This window comes from Parasalinivibrio latis (assembly GCF_036825535.1).
GTDB classification, from domain to species: domain Bacteria; phylum Pseudomonadota; class Gammaproteobacteria; order Enterobacterales; family Vibrionaceae; genus Parasalinivibrio; species Parasalinivibrio latis.
Genome location: NZ_CP098812.1, coordinates 3,293,824 through 3,319,929, shown reverse-complemented (window position 1 = coordinate 3,319,929; position 26,106 = coordinate 3,293,824). Strand labels below are relative to the sequence as shown.

Below are 26,106 nucleotides of genomic sequence, written 5' to 3'. Positions count from 1 at the left end.
TATCCAACTTCGGGTCTGAGTGAAGAATTTAGTATGCGAAAACGCAAACCGCCAATTTTAACAGATTTACCAAATACTGGCTACGCCCTAATCAGAGCAGCACTAGTCGGGACGATTGAGAATTAATAACTGCAATTCCCGCTTTTCTTCGACTGATAAGCCGATGGTGTTTGCCTTCGCCTGTAGTTTTGCGATCTGTTGTGCGAAGCACTGCGCAAGGATTTTGCGCCATGCATCGTCAAATAGCTCTGTTTCATTGCTGTCGCCAAGAGGGAGGTCCCAGCTGGCGAGGCGAGCAATTAATTGTTCCTGGTCGCTGCCGCGCCAGTGTTCAATCAGTTGACCTGTTCTGATATGGGGGTGAGCCCGGCAGATGTCAACCAGCTGAACGAGTAAATTGAGGCCCGGTACATGTAATTCGCTAAAACCGCTCAGATCCGGCATACCATCTGCCAGTTCCGGGTTTTGCAAAAGCAGTGTAATGGCCTCGCGCATGGCAGTGCGCTTCATTTCCGGCAGGGCTCGTTTTTGTACATCAGCCCCTTTGGCGGAAATCAGTTGTTCAAGCTGTTCTTCGCTTGGCAAGCCAAGTTTGCTGCCAAGGGTGTTGCGCAGGTAAAGGCGCAGGGTGCCGCCCGGAACCTTGTCGATAAGCGGCACGGCGAGGGCGGTGAGTTTTGCCTTGCCTTCGCGGCTGCTGGTATCAACCTGCTGCATCAGAGTCGAGAACAGGAACTCGGACAGGCTCATGGCTTTGGCCAGGCGCTGTTCGAATCCGTCTTTTCCTTCTTGACGGACCAGGGTATCCGGGTCTTCGCCATCCGGCAGGAACATAAATTTAAGCTGCCTGCCGTCACTTAAGTGGGGCAGTGCCTGCTCCATTGCGCGCCATGCTGCATCGCGGCCGGCGCGGTCACCGTCATAGCAACAGATGACGGTGGATGTCTGTCGGAACAGGGTCTGGATATGGTCCCCTGTCGTGGAGGTACCCAGCGAGGCAACGGCATAGTTGACGTCGAACTGCGCCAGTGCCACCACATCCATATAACCTTCAACCACCAGCAGGTGATTAGGTTCGCGGTCGTGCTCAAGGGCTTCATGGAGGCCGTAAAGCTCTTTCCCCTTATGGAAAATCGGGGTTTCCGGGGAGTTAAGGTACTTGGGTGTACCGTCACCCAATACCCGGCCTCCAAAGCCGATTACTTTGCCCTGGCGGTTGCGGATCGGGAACATAACCCGGCCGCGGAAACGGTCGTAGCGACGGCCGTTGTCGTTTTCTATCAGCATGCCGGCAGTCACCAGCGATTGCTGGGAAGTACCGTCACGCCCAAATTGTTTGCGTACTGCATCCCACTCATCCGGCGCATAGCCAATGCCAAAACGCTGGACGATTTCACCGGTCAGGCCACGTCCTTTGAGGTAATCAATGGCGGTCTGGCCTTCTTGCGTGCGCAGTTTGCTTTGGTAGAAGCGGGCAATCTCTCCCATCATCGGGTAGAGGGTACGCTTTTCGTTGTTGCTTGAGCCTTTAAAGTTACCACTGCCTTGTTCGCGTGGAACTTCCAACCCCAGTTGGCCTGCCAGTTCTTCGATCGCATCGACAAATTCGAGACGGTCGTATTCCATAACAAAATCGAGTACGTTGCCGTGGGCACCACATCCAAAGCAGTGATAGAACTGCTTTTCCTGGCTCACGGTAAATGAAGGCGTTTTTTCGTTATGGAAGGGGCAACAGGCACCAAAGTTTTTGCCCTGTTTTTTCAGTTTGACCCGGCTGTCGATAAATTCAACGATATCGATACGTGCCAGAAGGTCGTCAATAAACGCGCGGGGAATTTTTCCTGCCATGCTCTAGAACGCCATACCGATTAATAATGAATCACCACGAACAACCACGATTCTTGTGTTGCCAAGGTATACGTGTGGGGTCTGTTTTTCAGATGGAGAAGATACGAACAAGCCGCGCACTCCAAAAAGGATAGCACGGCTTGCTTGCGGGTTAGGAGCTACAGCAGATCAGCCCAGAAGAGCCTTAACCAGCTGGCTTACCTTACCCATGTCAGCGCGGCCCTGGATCTGTGGTTTAACCACAGCCATGACTTTGCCCATGTCTTGCATCGAAGCAGCTTCTGTTGTCGCAACAGCGTCTTTCACCAGTTGCTCAACTTCTTCGTCTGACAGTGGCTGAGGAAGGAATTCCTCAATCACAACGATTTCTGCGGCTTCTGCATCAGCGAGATCTTGGCGACCTGCTGATTCGTATTGCGCTACGGAGTCGCGACGTTGCTTAACCATTTTGGTCAGCACAGCAATAACTTCGTCGTCGTTCAGAGTTTTCTGACCGTCTACTTCAAGTTGTTTGATGGCTGCCATGATCAGGCGGATGGTGGACAGGCGAGGTTTGTCTTTCGCCTTCATCGCTGCTTTTTGTTCGTCCTTCAGACGATCAATCAGTGCCATAGTGCAATCCTAGGGCGCTGTAATTAGTACAGACGTACGCGACGTGCGTTTTCGCGAGCCAGCTTCTTCAGGTGACGCTTAACAGCGGCAGCCTTGGCGCGCTTGCGAACTGTAGTAGGCTTTTCGAAGTGTTCACGACGACGAACTTCTGAAAGGATACCTGCTTTTTCACAAGAGCGCTTGAAGCGACGCAGAGCTACGTCGAACGGTTCGTTTTCACGTACTTTAACTACTGGCATGTGCCTTTCACCTCGGGGGTTGTATCAGTTACGCTGGTGACAAAGTGACCAGCCATGATTAAAAATGGTGCGGAATTTTAATCTGAACGCTGGGTACTTGTAAAGCATTGGCTGTTGCCGGACTGGTGAATTTTTTATCGAGAGGGTAAGATTGCGCCCTCACAACACCGGAGCAGAGGTAGTTATGCGCATTCTGGGTATCGAAACGTCCTGTGATGAAACCGGCGTTGCGATTTATGACGATAAAAAAGGCTTACTGGCACATCAGTTATACAGCCAGGTAAAGCTACACGCAGATTACGGCGGTGTGGTGCCGGAGCTGGCATCCCGCGATCACGTTAAAAAGACCATTCCTTTAATTAAAGCAGCTTTGGCGGATGCCGGCCTCACTTCTGATGATATTGATGGTGTTGCCTATACCGCAGGCCCAGGTCTGGTCGGTGCATTGCTGGTTGGCGCGACCATTGGGCGCAGCCTGGCTTATGCCTGGGGCGTACCTGCTGTGCCTGTCCACCATATGGAAGGTCACCTGCTGGCACCGATGCTGGAAGAGACACCTCCGGAGTTTCCGTTTGTTGCCCTGCTGGTATCTGGCGGCCACACCATGCTGGTGGAAGTAAAAGGCATTGGTGAATACCAGATCCTTGGTGAGTCTATTGATGATGCCGCCGGTGAGGCTTTTGACAAAACAGCCAAACTGATGGGGCTGGATTATCCGGGCGGGCCACTGCTGTCAAAGATGGCTGAGAAAGGCACACCGGGTCGTTTTACCTTCCCGCGTCCAATGACAACGGTGCCAGGGCTGGATTTCAGTTTCTCAGGGCTGAAAACATTTGCTGCGAACACTATTCGTGACAACGGCGATGACGACCAGACCCGTGCGGATATTGCTTATGCGTTCCAGGATGCTGTAGTGGATACCCTGGTTATTAAATGCCGCCGCGCCCTGAAGCAATGTGGCATGAAGCGCCTTGTGATTGCTGGTGGTGTCAGTGCCAACCGCGCACTGCGCCAGGGGCTGGAAAGCCTGATGGAAAAACTGGGGGGGCAGGTCTATTACCCGCGTACAGAGTTTTGTACCGATAATGGGGCGATGATTGCCTATGCCGGTATGCAGCGACTGAAAAACGGTGAAAGTGTTGGGCTTGCTGAGCTAAAAGCCTACCCGCGCTGGCCTATCGATCAGTTGAAGCCAATCGCAGAATCTGAAACTGCGTAATTCAGAAAGGCTGATTAGCTGAATGATCCGAAACTGTCCGAGAAAGGGCGGTTTCTATTTTTAGGGAACCGGTAACGGGAACGAAAGGCCCTGGGAAGAGCAGGAGTCAGAAATAGAACCCAGTACCAAACCCAGAACCCAGGCCCCTACATTATTTGTCCCTACGGCTTTTCCCCATTCTCCGCCGATTTGCTCTCATCATCCCGCCGGATTTTCTTGTTCCATATTTTACTTTCAGTACCGTCAAACAGGCGTCGGATGTTGTCCTGGTGGCGGAAGATAATAAGGCAGGCCAGCATGGCGACCGGCATCGTAAACTGGGGTTTGACCAGCCAGGTAAACAGTGGGGCGAGCAGCGCGGTGACAATAGCAGCCATTGAAGAGTAGCCAGAAAGCAGTAAAACCAACAGCCATGCGCCAATCAGCATTCCGGTCAGGTCAAGGCCAATCGGGGCCATTGCCCCCAGCGCAGTGGCAACGCCTTTGCCACCCCGGAAGTGGAAGAAGATGGGATAAATGTGGCCAAGGCAGGCTGCAATGGCGATAAGGCCAAGCATAAATGGGTTAATACCGATAAGGTAACCGACCCAGACCGGGATCATACCTTTAAGGATATCGCACACCAGTACAAGAACCGCAGCAACACGCCCGCCCAGTCTCAATACATTGGTTGCGCCGGGGTTGCCAGAGCCGTGTTCACGCGGGTCGGGAAGCCGGAACAGGCGGCAGATCAGCACCGCACTGGACACCGAGCCCAACAGGTATGCGCCAACAATGAATAAAAACGATAATGGGCTCATGCAACTGTCCGGAAAACTTAACTTTCTTTGTAAAGCTGATGTAACAGCACCGGTGAAATATGCGGCTATCGTGCCGGGCGTTAACTTGCTATAGTCTGCGCTCAAACCTTGCCGGATGGCGTTTACTGAAACGCAGCCCCTGCGCATTCAGACTACCCTAACGGTTTCAGAATTCACACAAAATGACCGTTAGGTGAGAGATAGTACGCGTTTTTGCTCACAAGGGGTATCCGACCTGTAACAGAATTGGCGTAAGAACATGGATACGGTATTTATCGAACAACTTGAAGTCATTATGACCATTGGGGTCTATGACTGGGAAAAGACCATCAAGCAAAAGCTGGTGCTCGATATTGAAATGGCGCACGACAACCGCCCGGCTGCGCAGTCGGATGATGTGTCGCTTGCGCTGGACTATGCCGCTGTGAGCGAGCGTGTCACGTCGCACCTGACTGACAAGCCTATAGAGCTGGTAGAGCGTGTTGCAGAAGAGGTGGCGTCCCTCATTATGACCGAGTTTGGCGTTCCCTGGATACGGGTGCGTGTTGCCAAGCCGGGAGCCGTGGTTAATGCCCGTGCCGTAGGTGTCACCATTGAGCGAGGTAGCAAGTGACCCAGGTTCTAATCAGCCTTGGCTCCAACATTGACCGGGAGTTCCATATCCGCGAGGGCATCAGGGCCCTGGCTGAAATTGACCCCAAGATGCGGTGTTCCCGGATATTTGAAGCAGAGCCAGTGGGGTTTGAAGGCCCGAATTTTTATAACTGTGTGGTGGAAATACACACGGACAAGCCGCTTGCTGAGTTTGCGGCTGATCTCCGCAGCATTGAGTCGCGCTGGGGAAGGGAGCGGGACGCCATCAAGTTTCGTGACCGGACGCTGGATCTGGATCTGCTGACATTTGGCGATCTGTGCCAGGAAGCCAACCCGCCGCTGCCCCGCAGCGATATCTACAAGTTTGCTTTTACCCTGTGGCCACTGGCGGAAATGTTCCCTGACCAGCCGGTTCCGGGTGACGGCCGCACTTATGCCGAACTATGGAAGGCATTCGACAAAGCGCAGGCACTTTGGCCTGTCGACCCCGGGTTTATCGAGGAAAACTAACCTATGAGTCACATTGAGGCATTCTGGCTGGCACTGATTCAGGGCCTGACCGAATTCTTACCTATTTCCAGCTCTGCTCACCTTATTTTGCCTTCAGAAGTGCTGGGATGGCCCGATCAGGGGCTGGCATTTGATGTTGCCGTGCATGTCGGCACCCTGATGGCGGTTGTACTCTACTTCCGCACGGAAGTGATTACATTGCTCAAGGCCTTTTTTGCTTCTTTCAGTGGTGATCGTTCGCCGGAAGCCAAGCTGGCATGGATGATCGCTTTGGCAACCATTCCGGCCTGTATCTTTGGCCTTCTGATGAAGGACTTCATTGAGATTTACCTGCGCTCCGCCTATGTCATCGCGACAACTACCATTGTTTTTGGCCTGTTGCTTTGGTGGGTAGACCGCAATGCCAAACTGGCAGATGACGAATATCAGTGTGACTGGAAAAAGGCGCTGTTTATTGGTATTGCCCAAGCCCTGGCTATGATCCCGGGGACATCCCGCTCCGGAGCGACCATGACAGCAGCACTTTACCTCGGTATGACCCGTGAAGCCGCCGCGCGCTTCTCTTTCCTGATGTCGATCCCGATTATCCTTTTGGCTGGTGGTTACCTTGGCATGAAGCTGGTGACCGGCTCCGAGCCTGTAGACTGGATGGCACTGGCAATTGGTATTGTGGTGTCCTTTATCAGCGCCTATATCTGTATCCACTACTTCCTGAAGCTGATTTCACGCATGGGCATGACGCCGTTTGTGATTTACCGCATTCTGTTGGGTGTTGGACTGTTTGTGATGCTTTCTATGCGCTAAAGAGTGGCGAGTTCAAAGATGTGAGGGGCGAGTTTTTACTTGCCCCTTTTTAATGTTTGGAGAGTATTTGCAACTATAGAGACAGCTACGGAGTACTTAGCAGCAGCAAAGTCCACAACGATAGTACGCATATCACTGAAATACCGAAAGCTATCATACGATGGGGAACATGGTTGTAGGTGATGTGTATCCAAGCCTGTGCAACTCGGCTAAGTACAAACCCAAAAGCCAGAAGTACGAAATACGCACTTTGTGCGTCCTGCGTAATTACCAGAACTGCGACTATGTAAAACAGCACGGGTACTTCAAACAGATTGATGAAGCATCGAGTAGTTTTAATTACTGACTCCGGTACAGGTACGTCAACACCTTGCATCAAGATCAAGAATTCCTTTGTCATTTCACCCGTCCGAATTGCCCGAATTCGACATCTGAGAGCAATAACACCAACCAACATAGTTAGTAGTACCATTGCAAACATTGCATATATCATTGGTAGCTTCCCTGCTTAAAAAGTGAACTTTGATGTTATCGGTAATCTATATATGATAAAGAACATATTTTAAGCTGATTTGGTTATCGCCTTGCCATATTCAAAAGCCCATAAGACAAAGACGCGAGAAAAGATTCTATGTAGTGCTTGGGAGTTATTTTCCAGCCGAGGATTTATGGGAGTGACAGTAGATCAGGTGATGATGCACTGTAGCCTGACAAGAGGGGCTTTTTATGCCCATTTTGAAAGTAAGGCAGAGCTGTATAGGGCGTCGTTGCTTTGGTCACCATCGAATAGTCATTTAGCCAGAGAGAAACCGGAAGAAGTCGACGATGTTGAATGGCTAGTGTACCTGTTTGATCAGTACCTGAGCCTTGAACATGTTCGGGGACAACGTCCATGCCCGCTGGCATTTCTAGCTACTGATGTTGCTTCGAGAGATACCGAAACGCAAAAAATATATGCCGAGATTTATATACGGGTGAACCAAAAAATCGAGAGTCTTCTGAGAAAAGCTCAGCTTCAGTGCTCAAGTTATGGTGGCGTTGCCTCACTGACGTCAATGATGATTGGTGCAGTTGCAATCGCCCGTAATATCCAGGAGGACTTTGTTGCTGAAGAGATTCTCAGCGCATGCAGAGAGCGGATTGTGGAAATTCTTCACTCAGAAAACCCCGCTTCTCACCACTTCAATACCCTTCGCGTTAGCCTTGATCCTGATTAGAACAACGCCTTTGCCACTGCCTCTGCACGCTGGATACCTAGCTGCTCCTTAATTTGAGCCCCTTTAAACCCGGCTTCAACAATAGGTTTAACCTGTACGGACTGAGCAGCATCGAACACGGCCAGCAGGCGGTCAGCTTGCTCGTAGGCTTCATCTTCAAACCCGGTTCGGCCCTGGTAATCCGCCCGGCAGGTATCAGCCAGGATTTTTACCCGCTCCGGTTTGCGCCAGGCATCAATGCGGTCGAATACTTTTATAAAGGTTGAGGGTTTGAGCTCAAATGCCCGGTGGACGTTGCTGTGTTCGGCGCATACCACCAGGGCAGCATCGCGGAAATCATTGCTGATACGGAGGCGCTCGCAAAGTTCCCGGATAACTTTCTGGCCGGTCTGGCAGTGCATTTTATGGCTCGGCCATTCTGCTTCAGGGGTTTTAGCCTTGCCAAGGTCGTGGACCTGTGCGGCAAAGCGCACCAAAGGATCCGTGCTGATCTTTGCAGCCCGGGCGGCCACCATGATGGTATGGATACCGGTATCGATCTCTGGATGCCATTTTTCCGGCTGGGGAACACCGTAAAGGGCGTTGATTTCGGGAATGACAAATTCGAGCGCACCGCAGTCACGCAGTACCTGGAGAAAGACTTCCGGGTTGTTGTAGCCAAGGGATTTTTCCCACTCTTTCCATACGCGCTCCGGTGTGAGGGTTGTCAGTTCCCCACTTTCAGCGATTTCACGCATCATTGCCATGGTTTCCGGGGCAACGGTAAACCCGAGTGACGAAAAACGGGCTGCAAAGCGGGCAACACGCAGTACCCGGAGCGGATCTTCAACAAACGCCGGGGAGACATGGCGCAGGAGCCGTTTTTCCAGATCCGACTGACCGCCGTAAGGATCAACCAGCGTCCCGTTTTCATCCATGGCGATGGCATTGACGGTCAGATCCCGGCGAAGGAGATCTTCTTCCAGCGTGACTGACGGGGCGAAATCGCAGACAAAGCCGGTGTAGCCGGTGCCTTCCTTGCGCTCTTTGCGGGCCAGGGCGTGTTCTTCATGGGTATCCGGGTGGAGGAAAACCGGGAAAGACTGGCCGACCTGCTGGTAGCCGAGTGATTCCATGGTCGTGATGTCGCTGCCGACAACCACCCAGTCACGGTCTTTTACATCCAGTCCCAACAGTTGATCGCGGACGGCGCCGCCTACCAGATACCTTTTCATTTTCAGCCTGTCTCTGTCACTTGGTTTTGGGCTTTATCCTTTACAATACATAGCCCGCCATTTACTTTGGTGCCATCATGATACACTGGCACGGTAATTAAACCCCAGCAATGTACCAGCATTATTTCGGCTTTAACCAGCCGCCGTTTTCCATTGTCCCCAGCGGGAAGTGTTACTTCCTCAGTACCCGCCACCGGGAGGCATTAAGACATGTTATGTCCGGCCTGAATGAGGGCGGCGGTCTCGCACTGCTGACAGGTGAGGTCGGCACGGGCAAAACCACCACATTGCGGGCGCTGCTTGAACGTCTGCCGGAAGGCAGTGATGTGGCGATGATCCTCAACCCGACGCTGGATGCTTCCGGTCTCTTGGAAGCGATCTGTGATGATCTCAGCGTCAGCTATGCGAGGGATGGCGGACTGAAAAGCCGCTATGACGCTCTTTACCAGCGCCTTATAGATAACCACGCCAGCGGCCGGCTCACTGTTCTGCTGATTGATGAAGCCCAACACCTTGCACCGGAAGTGCTTGAGCAGCTTCGCCTGCTGACCAATATCGAAACCGACTCCCAGAAATTACTGCGGGTGATCCTGATCGGCCAGCCGGAACTCCAACAGCTTTTGCGTCAGCCGAGGCTTCGCCAGCTTGCTCAGCGTATTACTGCGCGCTACCACCTGTTGCCGTTGGCCGGTAATGAAGTGGCAGACTACATCCACTATCGCCTGAACCAGGCCGGGGGGAGCGCGACGTTGTTTTCACCCGGTGCGGTTAAAACCATTGCTGCCAAAACCGGCGGGATTCCGCGCCTGATTAACCGCGTTTGCGACACGGCTTTGTCTGAACTGGCCAGGCAGGGTGGTGGTGTGGTGAGCCGCAAACTGGCACTTGCAGCCTGTCAGGATGTCATGGACTGGGATGCCGTACCGGGCAAGAAAAACGCAGTGGGTATCTGGCTTGGGCTGGGGGCGGGTATTACTCTGGCTGCGGGTCTGTATTTTGCCCTGCCTAACCTTATCCCGCGGGCAAATGAGCCAGCACCTGTGGAACAGGCGAAGGTATCGGTACCTGCCCAGCCTGTCGCCATCGCTGAACCTCGAGAGGAACCGGAGAAGCCGGTTGTCAAACGCCCTGCTCTGGTGGACGTTATTAAACCTCTGGCACAGCAAAGCCGCTCGGCGGCAGGTGCGATGAAAACTCTCTATGCATTGTGGGGCTATGAGGTCGATACCGTTGATGCATCGTGTGAAAGTGCAGGTCGGGCGGAACTAGCCTGCTACCGTAAAACACTGCCACTTGAACGCCTTGCGACACTGAACCGTCCGGCGCTGGTGGAGTTGTCCCTGCCCGGCGAAATCCCTTTTTATGCCGTGTTGTACCGCCTTGGCAGCAAAAGTGCCCAGATACTGATGGGGGGCAAACGCATTGAAGTACCAAGAAGCTGGCTGGCAGAGCACCTGCGCGAAGAAGCCCTGTTGCTGTGGCAGCCTCCTTACCGGTTACAGACCCTTAAAGCCGGGCAGAAAGGTGAGGCGGTACAGTGGCTCGACAGCCGTTTGCAATTGGCCTCTGGCGAGAACAACCCGGTTGAAAACAACTTTGAGCTGGCAGTAAAAAGCCGGGTTGAAGCATTCCAGTCTCGAATGAACCTGAAAGCGGATGGCATTGCCGGCCCGATGACGTTGATGACACTTCAGGCGATGGTCGGCCAACATGGCCCGGTGCTATTCGGTAGTGAAGAACCGGTGGATGCGATGCCCGGAACTGATATCGGGGAGGGGAAAGATGTCCCGCCTGTTCGCTGATTTAACCTCATCACCGGATGCCTCCGGCCAGACAAAATACACTAAGCAACCTGCTGCACTTGGAATGGGGGCGAGCGGCGCTGCACCCTCCAGGCTCCGGCGCTGGCCGTGGGTTGTCGCTGCTGTTGTGTTTCCTTCCATTGTCGCCGGTGGTGTTTATTATTACCTGAACCCGCCTGTGGTACCTGTTAGCCCGGTAACTGCGCCTATAGCTACAACGGTGGTGCTGGAAACAGAGGCACCGGAAACAGAATCGGCAAAGGTTATCCCTGAACCGGAGAGTGCCTCTGAGCCCGTTGTCGATTACCGGATCCTCCCTTACCCGGCCTTTAACGTTAAACCTCTTCCGGCTGGGCCTGAGGTTCAGCAAACGGCGGATGGAGACTCAGCTGATCCGGCTGAACTGCTTTCCAGCATGCTGAAACAGGGGCAGGAATCGCAACGTGATGAGGCAGGTTCGAAGGAGCTTGGCCTTGATGCCATTAACCTGGAGACGCTTCCGCCTGAGCTGGCGCTGAAACTGAAAGAAGCATTGAGTGATGACAAATCCCGTACGGCTGAAGCCAAGTTGGCACGCAACCAGGCCAGGGTCATCCCATTTGGTGACCTTCCGGCAGATGCGCAGCAACGGTTCCCGAAACTGGATTTCCAGGCGCACCTTTACGGCTCTGAACAGTCAGCGCGTTGGGTGAAGGTTAACGGCAGGGAAGTCCGTGAAGGGCAAGAAATTGTGCCGGGAGTGCTCCTGTTGGGCATTGAGCCAAACCAGGTGGTATTGCAGTTTGAGGACTGGCTGGTGGCACTGCCTGCACTGGCAACGGTTGGGTAATACCAAATCAGCAAATTAAAAAAAACGCAGCCCGGAAGCTGCGTTTTTTGTCTCTGAACCGGTTACATCCAGCGGTCGTTGGTTTTCTTACGGCGCGGGATGATATGCGGCAGGATAAGGCCAAGGATAAGGCCGGCACCTGCAACAAGGCCACCGTATGTGAACCAGCGCATCAGCAGGTCGTCTTTCTGGGTATCCAGACGCGCACGAAGCTCACGGGTCTCTGCCTGGGAGTCAATCAGCTTCTGGTTCAGGTCAGCATTGTACTTTTCCAGTTCTTTGATCTGGCTGTTACGCTGATCCAGGGATTCCAGCAGACCTTCCTGCTTGGAATGGGCTTCACCTTCAGCTTTCGCCAGTGCAGATTTAACCTGCTTCAGTTCGTTCTGGAGGGCAGGCAGGCGCTCTTTCAGGCCTGGTTGACGGGAAATGTACTTGCTGTCTACCCAACCTTTACGGCCGCGGGTATCAACGATCTGGGTGTAATCTGACTGGCTGGACAGTACGGTGACTTTCTCTCCGGCATCAACGCTTCCGATGATACGGTACTGGGTACCCGGACCTGAATGCATGTAGGTGAACAGGTCTTCAGAGATATAGCGATCTTGAGCAAATGCCCCAGTTGAGGCAAAGGCTGCCAGTAGGGTAAACAGGGTTACAAGACGTTTCACTTATCGGCCTTACTAAATTGGGTTCAGATGAGAATTGAACAGATCCTAAAAACTTTACCCTCTAGGTGCAATAAAAGGGAGACATGGTCTCCCTTTTTTTGACGCGAATTTGACGCAGATAGCGATTAGCCGAACATTGCTTTCATTGCGTAGAAGAATACTACGGCCAGCAAGGCACCCGCAGGCAGGGTTACTACCCAGGATGCAACGATGTTACGGACTACGCCAAGGTTCAGTGCAGCAATACCTCGGGCAAAGCCTACACCCAGAACCGCACCAACCAGGGTTTGTGTGGTTGAGATTGGCAGACCGGTACCGGAAGCCAGTACAACGGTAGATGCAGTTGCCAGCTGGGCAGCAAAACCACGGCTTGGTGTCAGCTCGGTAATACCGGAGCCTACGGTTGCCATAACCTTGTGACCCAGTGTAGCCAGACCTACTACGATACCAATACCACCCAGAGGCAGGATCCACCAGGCAATTTCGCTTTTGTCAGCAACAGTACCCATGTGTTCAACAGTTGCTACAACTGCAGACAGGGGACCGATCGCGTTTGCTACGTCGTTTGAACCGTGCGCAAATGCCATGGCACAGGCAGTTACAACCATCAGCAGGCTGAATACGCGCTCAACGCCATCAAAGCCATTGCGGTCAGTTGCGGCATTGTCATCTGCGTACTTGGCGCGGATATACAGGTAACCGCCAATCATCACGATGGCTGAAACAATCACTGACCAGACAGCTGCTTCTGAGGTACTCAGGTGCAGGCCAACGTGCTTCAGACCCTTCTTGATGGTAACCATGGCAATCACCATAGAGGTGATGAACATGTATACCGGCACGAAACGCTTGGCATTGATCAGAGGTTTGTCTGTATCAAATATCAATCGCTGGGCACTGACAAATATCAGGTAGGCGAATACACCGGAAATAAGCGGTGTAACAATCCAACTGCCTACGATGCCTTTAACTGAGCCCCAGTCAACGGCTTCAGGGCCTACAGACACACAGGCGAAACCAATGATGGCACCGATGATTGAGTGTGTGGTAGATACAGGCCACCCCATGTAAGAGGCAACCAGAAGCCAGCTGCCAGCAGCCAGCAGGGATGCCATCATGCCGTAAACCAGGATGTCTGGTGTATTGGCAAACAGGGAGGTTTCAATAACACCCTTACGGATGGTATCGGTTACTTCACCACCAGCCAAATAGGCGCCGGCGAATTCGAAGATCATCGCAATGATGATCGCTTGCTTAACGGTCAGGGCCTTGGAGCCTACTGAGGTACCCATGGCATTGGCAACGTCATTTGCACCAATACCGATAGCCATCAGAAAACCAAAAAGCGCCGCCACCACGATAATAATGGTGCCGTACTGAGCGAGGATTTCCATCGTATTACCTTGTCGTTTCTACGATTCTTTGAATTACGAGCGTGAAAGCATCAGCTCCAGACGCGAGCCAACACGTTGCGCTTGGTCAGCGATACCGCCAACCCATTCGAGAATTTTGTAAAGGAACATGACATCAACCGGGTTGTACTGGTCTTCGATTGCCATCAGTTGTTGGCGCAGACGAATTTGCATGTTGTCAGTATCGTCTTCAATCTTGTCCAGTTGGTTGATCATTTCAGCCACCAGCGTGACTTCACGGCCTTTGAATCCGGTTTCGAGCAGCTCATCCAGTTCGCTGATAACACGTCGTGCCTGGTCTGCAGCGTCCAAACAACGCTGAACGTAGACCACGAAATCGGGATAGAGAGGAGAAGGCATCTGCAATTTACGGCCCAGGACGCGGCCTGCAATGTCTTTGGAAAGGTTGGCCAGTTTATCTTGCTGGGTCAGAAGTTCGAGCATGTCAGTGCGGTCAACCGGCATAAACAGGCCACGAGGCAGTTTCAGTCGGATTTCGCGCTTGAGCACGTCAGCTTCTTTTTCCAGTTCGGAAATCTGCTGGCGAAGGGTAGCAGCATTTTCCCAGTCTCCTTCGGCACATGCCTCGAAGAAAGGAATCAGCTTTGAGCAGCAATCATTCACACAGTTGATGTGACGTTGCAGAGGTTTAATTGGGCTTTTAGCAAACAGCCCGACAATAGTGTTTACTGGCATAGTCGTTTTGACCTGTAGTAAATAAAAACCAGACTAAATCTTGTTCGATAGAGACTGAGGCGCGCATGTTAACTTAATCACACAGGCAAGGAAACTGCTTTCGATCAATCATGGGGTGATAAAGCTTGCCCCTCATAGCGAATCTCCCTATCCTTGATTGGCTACTCTTGACAGGTACCCATATGGAAACAGAGATAGAGCTTAAATTTTTTGTTTCTCCACACATTTCGCTGCAAATTCGCGACAAGATCGCCGAATACAAGGTATTGCAACAAGGACAACGCTTCCTGAACAATACCTATTATGACACACCCGATCTCCAGCTGCGCATGAACGATATCGGCCTGCGGGTACGCCGCTATGACGATGTTTTTGTGCAGACTATGAAGACTGCAGGGCGGGTTGTCGCCGGGCTTCACCAACGTCCGGAATACAATGCAGAGCTGGAGAATGCCACAACACCGGATTTACACCTGGTGCCCCACGAAGCCCTCCCAGAAGGCGTGGACATCGATACACTCCAGGCTCAGCTCAAGCCACTTTTTGCTACTGATTTTGAACGCCAGCAATGGTTGATTGCCATGGCCGACGGCAGCCAGATTGAACTGGCGCTGGACCAGGGCAATGTCACCACTGATGACGGTGGTGAGGATGTAATAAGCGAAGTGGAACTGGAGCTGAAATCAGGCCAGACCGATGCACTTTTCACCCTCGCCCGGGATCTGGCTGAATTTGGCGGAGTCCGCCTTGGCAACCTGAGCAAGGCCGCCCGCGGTTACCGTCTGGCAACCGGGTATCAGGGTGACAAGCCTTTCCCGCTGAAAAAAGTGCCGGTCAATACTGACATGTCTGTTGAGCAGGCGTTTGTCTGCGCGATTGAACATGCTCTGTCCCATTGGCAGTACCATGAGCAGGTCTATTTTGAGAGCGGCGATGCGACTGCGCTGTATGAAATCAGCCTGTCTGTGGCGCTGGTCCGTCAGTCCCTGGCCTTGTACGGCGGCATGATCCCGCGCCGGGCCAGTGCACTGCTCCGCCAGGAGCTGCAATGGCTGGAAGGCGAGCTGGACTGGTTGCCTGAAGCGCGTGCAATTGCCCAACTGGTTGAGGACAAGGGGTATTACCTTCGTAAACTCAATGCGAAGAAGCCCCTGCGTAAAGCACTGGAAGCCCGTGACGAATTACTGCCGGATATGGCGGAAGTGCAGGAGCTGCTTGAGTCCCCGCGTTACTGTAAACTGCTGCTGGATCTCAGCCGCTGGATGCTGACACGCGGCTGGCAGCCATTCCTTGATGAAAAGTCACAGACCAAGCTTGCTGCTCCTGTTCTTAAGTTTGCGGTACGCCAGCTGGATATTTCCTGGGAAGAACTGCGAGGCGTTTTTAACCGTGATGAGCCACTGAGCCGCCAAGAATATTTTGACCAGCATGCCAAGCTGACACGCAACCTGCTGACCGGAGTCTGCCTTGCCAACCTGTTTGACCAGGAGCGTTGCAATGCCTTCCGACTCCCCTGGCTTGATGTGTTCCAGGGTATTGATGACCTGGAGCTTTTAGAGCCGGTGCGCAAGCTTGAAAAAGAGTTCGACGAAGAGGACAACGCCCAAATCCAGAAGTGGCTGGCCCGTAAGGAAGAGTCGCTGATCCATGCAATGACCCAAAGCCAGATGGCGGGTCTTGATCTAGAACCTTACTGGATTGATTAGCCCCGTTCCCCAATTTGAGAAATAGCGCCATATTGGCGCTATTTTTTTACCTAACTTTCCTGATCAGGAGATGGATTCTCTTTCGGAAGACGGGATTCAATACGGTCAAGGCGTCGCATGATAGCTGCCTGTTGGGCAAGGATCTGGTTCATTTGGTCACGGTTTTCTGTCACCAACTGGCGTTTCATCGTTTGCTCGGGGGTCGAAATAAAGGATGTCACCAGACCTGATATCGTACCAAACAAGCCCACACCGGCGATCATCAGCACCACCGCCACAGCCCTGCCACCAAAGGATACCGGGAAATAGTCACCGTAGCCGACAGTGGAAATGGTGACAAATACCCACCAGAGCGCATCCGAGCTCGACTGAATGTTGGCCGCTGGGTTACCCGCTTCAAAAAAGTAAATCGCACCAGTGCCGGCCATCACAAGCAATACCAACAGGAACAGAATTGTCGCCACGGTAGATTCGCGCCGGTTCTCTTTCATGATCTTCAGGATTTGCTGTTCTTTACGCAGCAGCCGGTACAGCCGGATTATCTGGAACAGCCGGGCAAAGCGAAGGCTTTCGATGACGGGAATACTGGCGACAAAGTCTACCCAGTGCTGTTTCAGATAAGCCAGCTTCTTGGGTGAGCGGAAAAAGTCAGTTATCAGTTGGATCCAAAACACAATGCAGATCAAAAAGTCCACGGCAAGTAAAGACTTGAATAGCGGGTCTGATCGAGAAAGGAAGAGCAGTGTTGTGACAACCATCAGAGAAACGAATGAGAGAAATAGCGTTAACAGGCTGAGTGGGGTCAACTCTTTTGCAGATGGCTTTTTTTGTTTTGCTGGTAAATGTTTCATGTTGACTGCCGATAAACTGACAAGCTGTCCTGAGGAGAATACAAAAAATAATAAGAGTAACCAGCCTGATTAAACAGCGAGTTTTGCTTGTTTCCAGATATGTAATGGAGTTTGAACATGTCCAAGATGGTGTTCCGGCCTTGGGAAAGGATCATTTCCGATGTCCGTCTTTTGCCAAAAATGATCATGCTGATGGTATTCAGCACCGTCCTCCTTGTGGGTAAGCAGCTTTGGGATGCCCATACTTTCAGAGATTCTGTCGTTGATATACTGCTTCACCAAAATGCAGAGACAGCGTCGGCAACCGGTAAAATCCTCGAGACCGTCAGCAAAGAAGCCAACAGCGGAGAACTGGCACTGAGTGTGCTCAAGGCACAGGGACAGGCGCTGGGAGCTGAAACCTACCTGTATGTTGTGGATACCAAAACCGGTAAGGTGATGGGGCATCCGACGGCAAAAAGCGTCAAAGACATCAACCTGAAAACAGACAGCGGCGTCATGTTGCCGGGAATGTTCCAAAACGGGCAGGGAATCAAATACAGCCTGGACAATGGGGCCCGTATTGGGACCGGGGTTGCGGTTGGCGGCACTCCCTGGGTAGCTGTTGTCTCACAGGACACTGCCGAGGCGCAGGACTTTTATAATGCCTATCTGGTTAAAATCGCCTGGCAAACTGGCCTGATTATTGTTGCCTTTATGGTTGTCCTTTTGGGGGCATCGCGAGTGATGCTTCGCCAGACCCAGTATATCAGCGACTCGGTAAAGAGACTTGCAGAGCGCGATCTCAGTGTTGAGGTCGATATGGACTGCAAGGATGAGTACGGCGATATTGCACGGGAGATTGAGCGGGCAAGACTGCGTCTTCTGGATGTTGTGAAAATGCAGCGTGATTCTTCCGCAGAATTGGGCGGTCACAGTGAAATCATGACTATCAGCATGGAGGAGACCAGGGAGTCCGCCAAGGAGCAGTTTAAGGAAATTGACCAGCTGGCCTCTGCAATGAGTGAAATGAGCTCTACCGTGCAGAATGTTGCAGAGCATGCCAGAACCGCTTCAGCGGCGACGGAAGGTTCCAAGCAACAGGCTGAGCGGGGACAGGGGTTTGTCAGCTCCACCATCAGTACCATCAACCAGCTCTCTTCTGATATCCGTGAATCAGCAGAAGCCGTCAACCAGGTGGATGCGAGCGTTGACAAGATCAGCAGCGTCATCGTGACTATCCAGGGGATTTCGGAGCAAACCAACCTGCTGGCACTGAATGCGGCCATTGAAGCTGCCCGAGCCGGTGAAGCCGGGCGTGGTTTTGCCGTGGTGGCAGATGAGGTGCGCAACCTTGCCCAGAACACCCAGAAAGCGACGGTAGAGATCCAGGAGATGATCAGCCAGCTGCAGCAAAATGCCCGTAGTGCGGTATCCCTCATGGAGCAAAGTGTGGTGGAAGCGGCGGACAGTGTGGAGTCTGTCTCCAATGCCGGTGAAGAGCTTGAGAAGATCGTCCACGATATTGACCAGGTTAACGACATGAACTTCCATATTGCCTCAGCTGCGGAGCAGCAGGCACAGGTTGCCAATGAAATGAATGCCAACCTGTCCAATGTCCGGGAGCTTGTAGAAGCGTCCGTGACAGTAGTGACGGAATTGGCGGAAACAGCGGAGCTTATCCAGAAGAGTGCGGAAGACTTGGATGGTAAAGTAAAAGCCTTCGTGGTTTAAGCAAGCGTGCCTGGTTAGACGCGGACAGAAAACGGTTTGATCACAGGCTTGAAAAGAGAAGGAACACCCATGCTGAGCGTGGGTGTTTTTTTATGTTATAAAAATGGACATTAGCCCCGAATGAAAAGGAATGCCATGACACTCCCGGATATGCTCCAGAAGCTAGCGGATCGCTACCTTGATACCCTCAATGAAAAGCAGGCGGACAGTCTTGCCCGTTGGCAGGGAGATGAAAGGGCGCGCCTGTCGCGCACGCTGGGGTTAAGTGATTTTATTGCATCGTCCCTTGAGCATGATGAATCGCTGCTGCCCTGGCTGAAAGAGCATGTGGGTGAAGCCGAACGCAATGAGGGTTACCGGGAAACGCTGGAAGAAATTCTTGCCTTGCAGGCAGATGAAAACGGGGCAATGCGTGAACTTCGCCGATTCCGCCGCCGGGAGATGGTCTGGCTGGCATGGAAGGATTTCAACGGCGAGATTGCACTGGAATCCGGCCTCAATCACCTTTCTGAACTTGCTGAGGCAATGATTATAGAGAGCTACCACTGGCTGTATGCAGACTGCTGCAAACAGTGGGGTACACCGACCAATGCGATGGGAGAACCCCAGCCAATGCTGATCCTTGGTATGGGCAAACTTGGCGGTGGTGAGCTTAACTTTTCCTCTGATATTGACCTGATTTTTACCTACCCGGAAAACGGTGAAACCCAGGGAGCCCGCAGAAGTATTGCCAACCCTCAGTTTTTCACCCGCCTTGGTCAGCGCCTTATTAAGCTGCTGGACCAGCAGACCTTTGACGGCTTCTGCTACCGGGTCGATATGCGCCTGCGCCCGTTTGGCGACAGTGGCCCCTTGGTGATGAGCTTCGCTGCACTGGAGGACTACTACCAGGAGCAGGGCCGTGACTGGGAACGCTACGCCATGATTAAAGCCCGGGTAATGGGCAGGGAGCAGTTTGAGTGCTACCAGGAGCTTCGCCAGTTGCTCCGCCCGTTTGTGTTCCGCCGTTATATTGATTTCAGTGCTGTGCAGTCCCTGCGCCGGATGAAGGCGATGATCTCAAGTGAAGTGCGCCGCCGCGGTCTGCACGACAATATCAAGCTTGGCCCCGGTGGGATCCGGGAGATCGAGTTTATCGCCCAGTCTTTCCAGTTGATCCGCGGTGGGCGGGAACCCTCGCTCCGTAAACGGGGGTTACTGGAAACCTTGCAGGCTGTGGGCGATCTCGGTCTGTTGCCCGAGGGGGATGTGGTCGGGTTAAAAAATGCCTACCTGTTCCTGCGCCGGATGGAAAACCTGCTCCAGGCTATTGCAGACAAACAGACCCAGACCTTACCGGATACCGAACGGGATCAGGCAAGGCTGCACATTGCCATGGGCTACGACAGCTGGGATGGGATGATGGCCGCCCGCCAACAACATATGGACATAGTGCATGATGTGTTCGACAGCCTGATCGGTGATGATGAGCAGGAAACAGAAAGTGATGTTCCTCCCGCCTGCCAGGAGCTGTGGGACATGGCGAGCCGGGATCCGGAAATACTGGCATCAATTTTCACTGATACCGGCGTGTCATGCCCGGAAGCCATGGCAGCAAGGCTGTCCTATTTTAAAAAGGAGCTGGCGAAACGGACGCTGGGTCCCCGCGGGCGTGAGGTACTTAACCGCCTGATGCCAAAACTGCTTGCCAAGGTGGTAGAGCCGGGGCTTTCCTGCCCGGAAGAGCTGCTTGGCCGCCTTACCCACCTGATTGTCCGTATCGCTTCCCGCACGACCTACATGGAACTGCTGGATGAGCACCCGGCGGCCATTGCCCAGTTGGTTCGCCTGTGCGCCGCCAGCCCGATGGTGGCAGAGAAACTGTCTACCTACCCGGTGCTGCTGGATGAGCTTCTCGACCCAAGAGAGCTGTATAACCCGCTGCCACTCGACCAGTACAAGACTGAGTTACGTGAGTTCCTGGCCCGGATCCCGGAAGAGGATATGGAGCAACAGATGGAAGCGCTGCGCCAGTTCAAGCAGATCCAACTGCTGAAGATTGCCGCTGCTGACATTGCCGGTGTCCTGCCCCTGATGAAGGTGAGTGACCACTTAACCTACCTGGCGGAGGCTATTATTGATGCCGCCGTCGGTCAGGCATGGGTGCAGACTGCTGCCAAGTACGGCGAGCCTTCCCACCTGTCCGGGCGTGACGGCCGGGGCTTTGCAGTTATCGGTTACGGTAAGGTAGGTGGCTGGGAGCTGGGCTATGGGTCAGACCTCGATGTGGTGTTTATCCATGACTGCCCAGACAACGTTTATACCAACGGCAAAAAGGAAATTGACGGACGCCAGTTTTACCTGCGCCTTGCGCAGCGGGTTGTCCACCTGTTCTCAACACGGACAGCCTCCGGTGTGCTTTACGAGCTGGATACCCGGCTGCGCCCGTCCGGTACGTCCGGTATGTTGGTGACAACACTGGAGTCTTTCCGTGAATACCAGGAGCAGGAAGCCTGGACCTGGGAGCACCAGGCACTGGTACGTGCACGTATGGTATACGGGGATCCGCAGCTTGCTGACGGGTTTGAAAAGGTACGCCATGAAATCCTCTGCGCTGAGCGGGATACTGAAAAGCTCCGCAAGGAAGTGGCCGAGATGCGTGAAAAAATGCGTGAACACCTTGGCAGCAAAACCGCCGGAGTCTTTAAGATCAAGCAGGACAGGGGCGGCATTACAGACATCGAATTTATCGCCCAGTACCTGGTGCTGAACCACAGCGGCAAAGAGCCTAAACTGACCCGCTGGAGCGATAACGTCCGTATCTTTGAGGACTGTGCCAATTACGGCATTGTCGAGGAGGGGCAGGCGATAGCCCTTCGAGATACCTACGTCACCTTGCGCGATAAGATGCACCGCCTGGCCCTTGCCGGTAACGATGCGGAAGTGCCGGATTCCACGCTGGTGGATGAGCGAAACGTAGTGTCAGAGGCATGGGACAACTGGCTGGCAGGGGAGCAATCAACAGAGTAAAACATGGGGTAGCGACACACTGTGTGGTGAGACGAAAGTGTTCGGCTATTGCCCTGACTCACGACTCGCCTCTCGCCACGCTGCTTTAACCAAAAAAGGTGCTTTTAGCACCTCAGACTGCTGACAAAGCCCTAGCCATTTGGCTGGGGCTTTGATCTAATAAGGGATAAGCAAATCAATCATGGATGTGGTGACATGCTTAAAGACCCTGGCCCTCAACAATATGAAATTGAGATGGTGACACTCGAACAGTTGGTCCCCAAAAACCATCTCGTTCGCAAAATCGATGCTGCCGTCGACTTTGAATTTATCCGCGACGAAGTCGCCCACCTCTATTGCCACAACAATGGCCGCCCTGCGATAGACCCCGTTCGCCTGTTCAAAATCCTGCTCCTTGGCTTCCTCTTCGGCGTCAAAAGTGAACGCCAGCTCGTTAAAGACATCGAGGTCAATATCGCTTACCGCTGGTTCCTGCGGATGTCGCTCACTGAAAAGGTGATTGATGCGTCCACCTTGAGCCAGAACCGCCGCCGTCGCTTCAACGGTACCGATATCTTTGAGCGCCTCTTCATCCGTATCGTCGAACAGGCGATGAACAAAGGCATGGTCGATGGACGCGTCTTGTTTACCGACAGCACTCACCTGAAAGCCAATGCCAACAAACGTAAATACCGTAACGAACGGGTGAAACAAAACGTCAGCGCTTATGCCGAGCTGTTAGATGAAGCGGTTGAAGCTGACCGTGCAGCGGAAGGAAAACGCCCGCTCAAGCCGAAAGATGCTCACATCGAGAAAAACACCAAAGTCAGCACCACCGACCCAGAAAGCGGGTTTATGACACGGGACCAAAAGCCCCAGGGCTTCTTCTACCTTGACCATCGCACCGTCGACGGCAAACACGGCATCATCCTCGACACCCATGTCACGCCGGGCAATGTGAATGACGCCCAACCGTATATCACCCGTCTGGATACCACGTTAGCGCGCTTTACGCTCTCGCCTATCGCCGCCGGGCTTGATGCCGGTTACTTCACCGCTACTATCTGCCATGAACTGGAGCAGCGCCAAATCCTGCCGGTCATGGGATACCGCCGGCCTCACCGTACAAAGAATCCTATCAAGAAAAAGCACTTCCGTTACGACAAAGAGACGGACCGCTATCTCTGTCCTCAGGGGCAGGCACTGGTCTACAAGACCACCAACCGACAAGCTTACCGTGAATATCACTCAAACCCGCAGACATGCAAAACCTGTCCACTGCGTGCTGATTGCACCAAGAGTGAAAACCACAAACGGGTGATAACCCGGCACCTGTTCGAGAAATCGGTTGAGAATGCCAATGCCCTGAGACTGACCACTTGGGGTAAGAAAGTGTACCGACGACGGGCAGAGACGGTGGAGCGAAGCTTCGCGGATGCCAAACAACACCATGGCCATCGCTATGCGAGGTTCCGTGGCCTGTTGAAAGTACAAATCCAGTGCTTCCTGGCCGCAGCGGCACAGAACATCAAAAAGATAGCCCTGATGGAGGCTTATCTTCGCAAAATTGGGCTCAATGCGCGCCAAATAGTCCAGAGAGTGATGCAATTTAGCGTCTATGGGCTAAAAGCGGCCTGAACATAACAATATGGAAAAATAGCGCGATCGCGGCCTTCGGCCGCTAACAAAAGAAAACCCCGCTTGAAAAAGCGGGGTTAGTCAGCAATCTGAGGTGCTTTTAGCACCTTTTTTCATAGAAGCCATAACCTAGTATAGCGAGGGGTCACCTTCCGGCCGGGTCTTGAACCGGCGGTGTAGCCACATGTACTGCTCCGGTGCCCGCATAATTGAATGCTCTATGGCTTTGTTCATATACGCCGCGGCGTTGTCCGGGTCATTGTGCGGGAACGCGTCCAGCGGTTCATCAATTTTCAGCGTATAGCCTTTTCCTTGGCGGTCCTTAGTGAAAGTGAAAGGTACCAACGCGCAACCGGACGCATCAGCCAGCAGGCTGGTGCCGGTAGTGGTACACGCTTTTTCCACGGCAAACAGCGGAGCAAAGGTACTGCGTCGGCGGCCATAATCATGGTCTGGTGCGTACCACAGGCGTTTGCCGTATTTAAGATCATACAGCATGCCTTTCACATCCTTGCGGTCGCGCATTCCCGGGTTTGAACGTGAGCGTCCCCGAAACTGGATCCAGTCAAACACCGGGTTGTCATTCGGGCGGTATACCCCGATCCCCGGGGTTTCGAGTCCAAATGCGCGGGCACCGAGCTCAAGGTTCAGGTTGTGAATCGCAATCAGCAGAGCGCCTTTCCCTTCGGCTTCCAGTTTGTGGAGGTGTTCCAGCCCTTCGTATTTCACATGCTTACGCACGCGCCAGTCTGGCCAGAACCAGGCCGCGGCAGTATCAAACAGTGCCATACCGGTATGGCGAAAATTCTCTTCCACCATTTTCTCGCGCTGGGCGGCTGTTAGGTGGGGAAAGCACAGTTCCAGGTTTCGGCGGGCTACCTTTACCCGGCTTTTCATTGCTTTCATTAATAGTTTGCCGAGGCCACGGCCCAGCATTTGCTGTACTCGGTAAGGCAGCCAGCTTGCAGCATACATCAGTGCCAGTCCAACCCAGGTATGCAGGTAGCGAGGGTTAAGGAAAGACCAGCGAAAACGGGGTGCTTCGAATTTGCTCATGTCAGCCGGATGTCAGTCAATTTCGTCAAAGACGGCCATTGTAGCTTAACCGTAAAAAAAATCAGCAATTGGGACCATAGCTCTCCTTACCTGTATGGGTGGTTATGGTAAACTCCTGCCCTGAAATTGTTCAGTGGAGAGCCTTATGATACTCACGCTACCTGATTACGATCAGTCCCGTGTTCTGGTTATCGGAGACGTGATGCTGGATCGTTACTGGTATGGTCCTACCGGCAGGATTTCCCCGGAAGCCCCGGTACCGGTTGTGCGCATCAACAAGAGTGAAGAGCGTCCCGGTGGTGCTGCAAACGTTGCTATGAACGTTGCTGCTCTGGGTGGCCATGCTCAGCTTATCGGCCTGACCGGCGAAGATGAACCGGCTGCCGTGCTGACAAAGCAACTGGGTGAGTTGAATGTAGGGTGCAACTTTGTTGCTGTCCCTGGCTGCCCGACCATCACCAAGCTGCGTGTAATGAGCCGTAACCAGCAGCTGATTCGTCTCGATTTTGAGGAAGGCTTCCTCAATGTGACTGAAGAGTCCCTGCTGGCGCCGATGCGTAAGGCTATCGCCAACAGCAAGGCGGTCATTTTCTCAGATTACGCCAAGGGTGCCCTTGAGCACGTTCAGGCGATGATCAAGGTGGCTCGTGAGGCCGGTGTGCCAAGCCTAGTCGACCCGAAAGGTGCTGACTTTGAACGCTACCGCGGCGCAACCCTGCTGACGCCGAACATGAATGAGTTCGAAGCAGTTGTTGGTGCTGTGAAGGACGAAAACGACCTGGTGGCCAAAGCTCTCCAGGTGGTTGAGCGTTTTGAGCTGGATGCCCTGCTGGTAACCCGCAGTGAAAACGGCATGAGCCTTATCCGCCCGGGACAGGAGCCCCTGCACCTGCCGACTCTGGCGAAAGAAGTTTACGATGTGACCGGTGCCGGAGATACCGTGATTTCTGTGCTGGCTGCATCACTGGCTGCCGGTTCTTCTATGGATATCGCCTGTGCGTTGGCAAATGCTGCTGCCGGTGTGGTTGTCGGCAAGCTGGGTACTTCGACCCTTAACCGCCTTGAACTGACCGAAGCAATCTCCGGTGGTCACGATACCGGGTTCGGTGTGATTAACGAACAGCAGCTCAAGCTCGCCGTAGAAGTGGCTAACAGCCGCGGTGAGAAAGTAGTGATGACCAACGGTTGTTTCGACATCCTGCATGCCGGCCATGTGGCTTACCTCAACGAGGCAGCCAAGCTGGGTGACCGTCTGATTGTGGCGGTAAACACTGATGAATCGGTTCGCCAGTTGAAAGGTCCTGAGCGTCCTATCAACCCTGTTGAGCGTCGTATGGCTGTTCTGGCTGGCCTGTCAGCCGTTGACTGGGTGGTGCCATTTTCAGAGGAAACGCCTCAACGCCTTATCAGTGAAGTATTGCCTAATCTGCTGGTAAAAGGCGGCGACTACAAGCCGGAAGAAATTGCTGGCGGTAAGGAAGTGATTGCCAACGGTGGTGAAGTGAAAATCCTCACATTTGAGGACGGGTGCTCTACTACCGAAATCATTAACAAGATCCGAAACTGAGGCAATTAACCCAGTGTTTAAAAAGCGCCAGTTGGCGCTTTTTTTGTTTCTGCCTGATGTGGTTGATGAGATTGGTTGCGCAGTGAACAGATGACATTCTGCCAGATACTGTGATTGTGG

The 26,106-nt window shown here is 53.1% G+C and carries 23 protein-coding genes; 12 read left to right on the top strand and 11 right to left on the bottom strand.

Features of this window, described 5'->3' with window-relative positions; all coding sequences use genetic code 11:
* Positions 1-102: 102 nt before the first annotated feature.
* From dnaG to rpsU, 3 genes are all read right to left on the bottom strand, one after another.
* Entirely contained in the window at positions 103-1,848 is a 1,746-nt protein-coding gene (gene dnaG, locus NF212_RS14990; RefSeq protein ID WP_434356990.1) for a DNA primase, read from the bottom strand.
* 168 nt (positions 1,849-2,016) lie between these two features.
* The gene (locus NF212_RS14985) at positions 2,017-2,460 is read right to left on the bottom strand and encodes a GatB/YqeY domain-containing protein (RefSeq protein ID WP_434356988.1); all 444 of its coding nucleotides are present in this window, start codon (positions 2,458-2,460) and stop codon (positions 2,017-2,019) included.
* Between the two features lie 23 nt (positions 2,461-2,483).
* A complete protein-coding gene (rpsU, locus tag NF212_RS14980) occupies positions 2,484-2,699 on the bottom strand; it encodes a 30S ribosomal protein S21 (protein ID WP_002537656.1) in 216 nt (71 codons plus the stop codon).
* Between the two features lie 184 nt (positions 2,700-2,883).
* Here rpsU and tsaD point away from each other — a divergent pair, with 184 nt between their 5' ends.
* Positions 2,884-3,918 (top strand): tRNA (adenosine(37)-N6)-threonylcarbamoyltransferase complex transferase subunit TsaD, encoded by a 1,035-nt coding sequence (gene tsaD, locus NF212_RS14975; RefSeq protein WP_434356985.1) that lies wholly within the window; start codon positions 2,884-2,886, stop codon positions 3,916-3,918.
* Between the two features lie 161 nt (positions 3,919-4,079).
* Here the strand turns inward: tsaD and plsY are convergent, their stop codons facing one another.
* Positions 4,080-4,718 (bottom strand): glycerol-3-phosphate 1-O-acyltransferase PlsY, encoded by a 639-nt coding sequence (plsY, locus tag NF212_RS14970; RefSeq protein WP_434356983.1) that lies wholly within the window; start codon positions 4,716-4,718, stop codon positions 4,080-4,082.
* A gap of 259 nt (positions 4,719-4,977) precedes the next feature.
* Between plsY and folB the strand changes: the two genes are divergently transcribed.
* From folB to NF212_RS14955, 3 genes are read left to right on the top strand one after another with little or no spacing between them, the layout of a single operon-like run.
* A complete protein-coding gene (gene folB / locus NF212_RS14965) occupies positions 4,978-5,331 on the top strand; it encodes a dihydroneopterin aldolase (protein WP_434356981.1) in 354 nt (117 codons plus the stop codon).
* Positions 5,328-5,822, top strand: a complete 495-nt coding sequence (gene folK, locus NF212_RS14960; RefSeq protein ID WP_434356979.1) for a 2-amino-4-hydroxy-6-hydroxymethyldihydropteridine diphosphokinase — start codon at positions 5,328-5,330, stop codon at positions 5,820-5,822. The genes folB and folK overlap by 4 nt, the downstream gene beginning before the upstream one ends.
* A gap of 3 nt (positions 5,823-5,825) precedes the next feature.
* A complete protein-coding gene (locus NF212_RS14955) occupies positions 5,826-6,626 on the top strand; it encodes an undecaprenyl-diphosphate phosphatase (protein ID WP_434356977.1) in 801 nt (266 codons plus the stop codon).
* A gap of 85 nt (positions 6,627-6,711) precedes the next feature.
* Here the strand turns inward: NF212_RS14955 and NF212_RS14950 are convergent, their stop codons facing one another.
* Positions 6,712-7,107: an MAPEG family protein gene (locus tag NF212_RS14950; RefSeq protein ID WP_434356975.1), complete on the bottom strand. Its 396-nt coding sequence runs from the start codon at positions 7,105-7,107 to the stop codon at positions 6,712-6,714.
* 91 nt (positions 7,108-7,198) lie between these two features.
* Here NF212_RS14950 and NF212_RS14945 point away from each other — a divergent pair, with 91 nt between their 5' ends.
* Positions 7,199-7,843, top strand: a complete 645-nt coding sequence (locus tag NF212_RS14945) for a TetR/AcrR family transcriptional regulator (RefSeq protein WP_434356973.1) — start codon at positions 7,199-7,201, stop codon at positions 7,841-7,843.
* On the opposite strand, the gene NF212_RS14940 is transcribed toward NF212_RS14945, so the two are convergent.
* Entirely contained in the window at positions 7,840-9,057 is a 1,218-nt protein-coding gene (locus NF212_RS14940) for a multifunctional CCA addition/repair protein (RefSeq protein WP_434356971.1), read from the bottom strand. The two genes, NF212_RS14945 and NF212_RS14940, sit on opposite strands and share 4 nt — an antisense overlap.
* A gap of 110 nt (positions 9,058-9,167) precedes the next feature.
* Between NF212_RS14940 and NF212_RS14935 the strand changes: the two genes are divergently transcribed.
* Both NF212_RS14935 and NF212_RS14930 read left to right on the top strand, forming a co-directional pair.
* Positions 9,168-10,859, top strand: coding sequence for an AAA family ATPase (locus NF212_RS14935; protein ID WP_434356969.1), 1,692 nt, complete (start codon positions 9,168-9,170; stop codon positions 10,857-10,859).
* The gene (locus NF212_RS14930; protein ID WP_434356967.1) at positions 10,840-11,688 is read left to right on the top strand and encodes a general secretion pathway protein GspB; all 849 of its coding nucleotides are present in this window, start codon (positions 10,840-10,842) and stop codon (positions 11,686-11,688) included. Before NF212_RS14935 ends, NF212_RS14930 begins: the two co-directional genes overlap by 20 nt.
* Before the next feature lie 62 nt (positions 11,689-11,750).
* On the opposite strand, the gene NF212_RS14925 is transcribed toward NF212_RS14930, so the two are convergent.
* From NF212_RS14925 to NF212_RS14915, 3 genes are all read right to left on the bottom strand, one after another.
* Positions 11,751-12,359 carry a TIGR04211 family SH3 domain-containing protein gene (locus tag NF212_RS14925; RefSeq protein ID WP_434356965.1) on the bottom strand — a complete coding sequence of 203 codons (609 nt, stop codon included), beginning with the start codon at positions 12,357-12,359 and terminating at the stop codon, positions 11,751-11,753.
* Between the two features lie 125 nt (positions 12,360-12,484).
* A complete protein-coding gene (locus tag NF212_RS14920; RefSeq protein WP_434356963.1) occupies positions 12,485-13,753 on the bottom strand; it encodes an inorganic phosphate transporter in 1,269 nt (422 codons plus the stop codon).
* A gap of 33 nt (positions 13,754-13,786) precedes the next feature.
* Complete coding sequence (locus NF212_RS14915) at positions 13,787-14,467, bottom strand: TIGR00153 family protein (protein WP_054675103.1); 681 nt, start codon at positions 14,465-14,467, stop codon at positions 13,787-13,789.
* Between the two features lie 182 nt (positions 14,468-14,649).
* On the opposite strand from NF212_RS14915, the gene NF212_RS14910 reads away from it, so the two are divergent.
* Positions 14,650-16,173 carry a CYTH domain-containing protein gene (locus NF212_RS14910; protein WP_434356961.1) on the top strand — a complete coding sequence of 508 codons (1,524 nt, stop codon included), beginning with the start codon at positions 14,650-14,652 and terminating at the stop codon, positions 16,171-16,173.
* 50 nt (positions 16,174-16,223) lie between these two features.
* Here NF212_RS14910 and NF212_RS14905 read toward each other — a convergent pair whose 3' ends face one another.
* On the bottom strand, positions 16,224-17,024 hold the full coding sequence (locus tag NF212_RS14905; protein ID WP_434356959.1) for a potassium channel family protein: 801 nt from the start codon (positions 17,022-17,024) through the stop codon (positions 16,224-16,226).
* A gap of 117 nt (positions 17,025-17,141) precedes the next feature.
* Here NF212_RS14905 and NF212_RS14900 point away from each other — a divergent pair, with 117 nt between their 5' ends.
* The 3 genes from NF212_RS14900 (at position 17,142) to NF212_RS14890 (ending at position 23,363) form a co-directional block, all read left to right on the top strand.
* Entirely contained in the window at positions 17,142-18,737 is a 1,596-nt protein-coding gene (locus NF212_RS14900; RefSeq protein ID WP_434356957.1) for a methyl-accepting chemotaxis protein, read from the top strand.
* A 135-nt stretch (positions 18,738-18,872) separates the two neighbouring features.
* Positions 18,873-21,746 carry a bifunctional [glutamate--ammonia ligase]-adenylyl-L-tyrosine phosphorylase/[glutamate--ammonia-ligase] adenylyltransferase gene (glnE, locus tag NF212_RS14895; RefSeq protein ID WP_434360893.1) on the top strand — a complete coding sequence of 958 codons (2,874 nt, stop codon included), beginning with the start codon at positions 18,873-18,875 and terminating at the stop codon, positions 21,744-21,746.
* A 195-nt stretch (positions 21,747-21,941) separates the two neighbouring features.
* Positions 21,942-23,363, top strand: a complete 1,422-nt coding sequence (locus NF212_RS14890) for an IS1182 family transposase (RefSeq protein WP_434356812.1) — start codon at positions 21,942-21,944, stop codon at positions 23,361-23,363.
* 129 nt (positions 23,364-23,492) lie between these two features.
* Here the strand turns inward: NF212_RS14890 and lpxL are convergent, their stop codons facing one another.
* Positions 23,493-24,419 carry an LpxL/LpxP family Kdo(2)-lipid IV(A) lauroyl/palmitoleoyl acyltransferase gene (lpxL, locus tag NF212_RS14885; protein ID WP_434356956.1) on the bottom strand — a complete coding sequence of 309 codons (927 nt, stop codon included), beginning with the start codon at positions 24,417-24,419 and terminating at the stop codon, positions 23,493-23,495.
* Positions 24,420-24,564: 145 nt separating this feature from the next.
* Between lpxL and hldE the strand changes: the two genes are divergently transcribed.
* Complete coding sequence (gene hldE, locus NF212_RS14880; RefSeq protein ID WP_434356955.1) at positions 24,565-25,986, top strand: bifunctional D-glycero-beta-D-manno-heptose-7-phosphate kinase/D-glycero-beta-D-manno-heptose 1-phosphate adenylyltransferase HldE; 1,422 nt, start codon at positions 24,565-24,567, stop codon at positions 25,984-25,986.
* Positions 25,987-26,106: the final 120 nt, after the last annotated feature.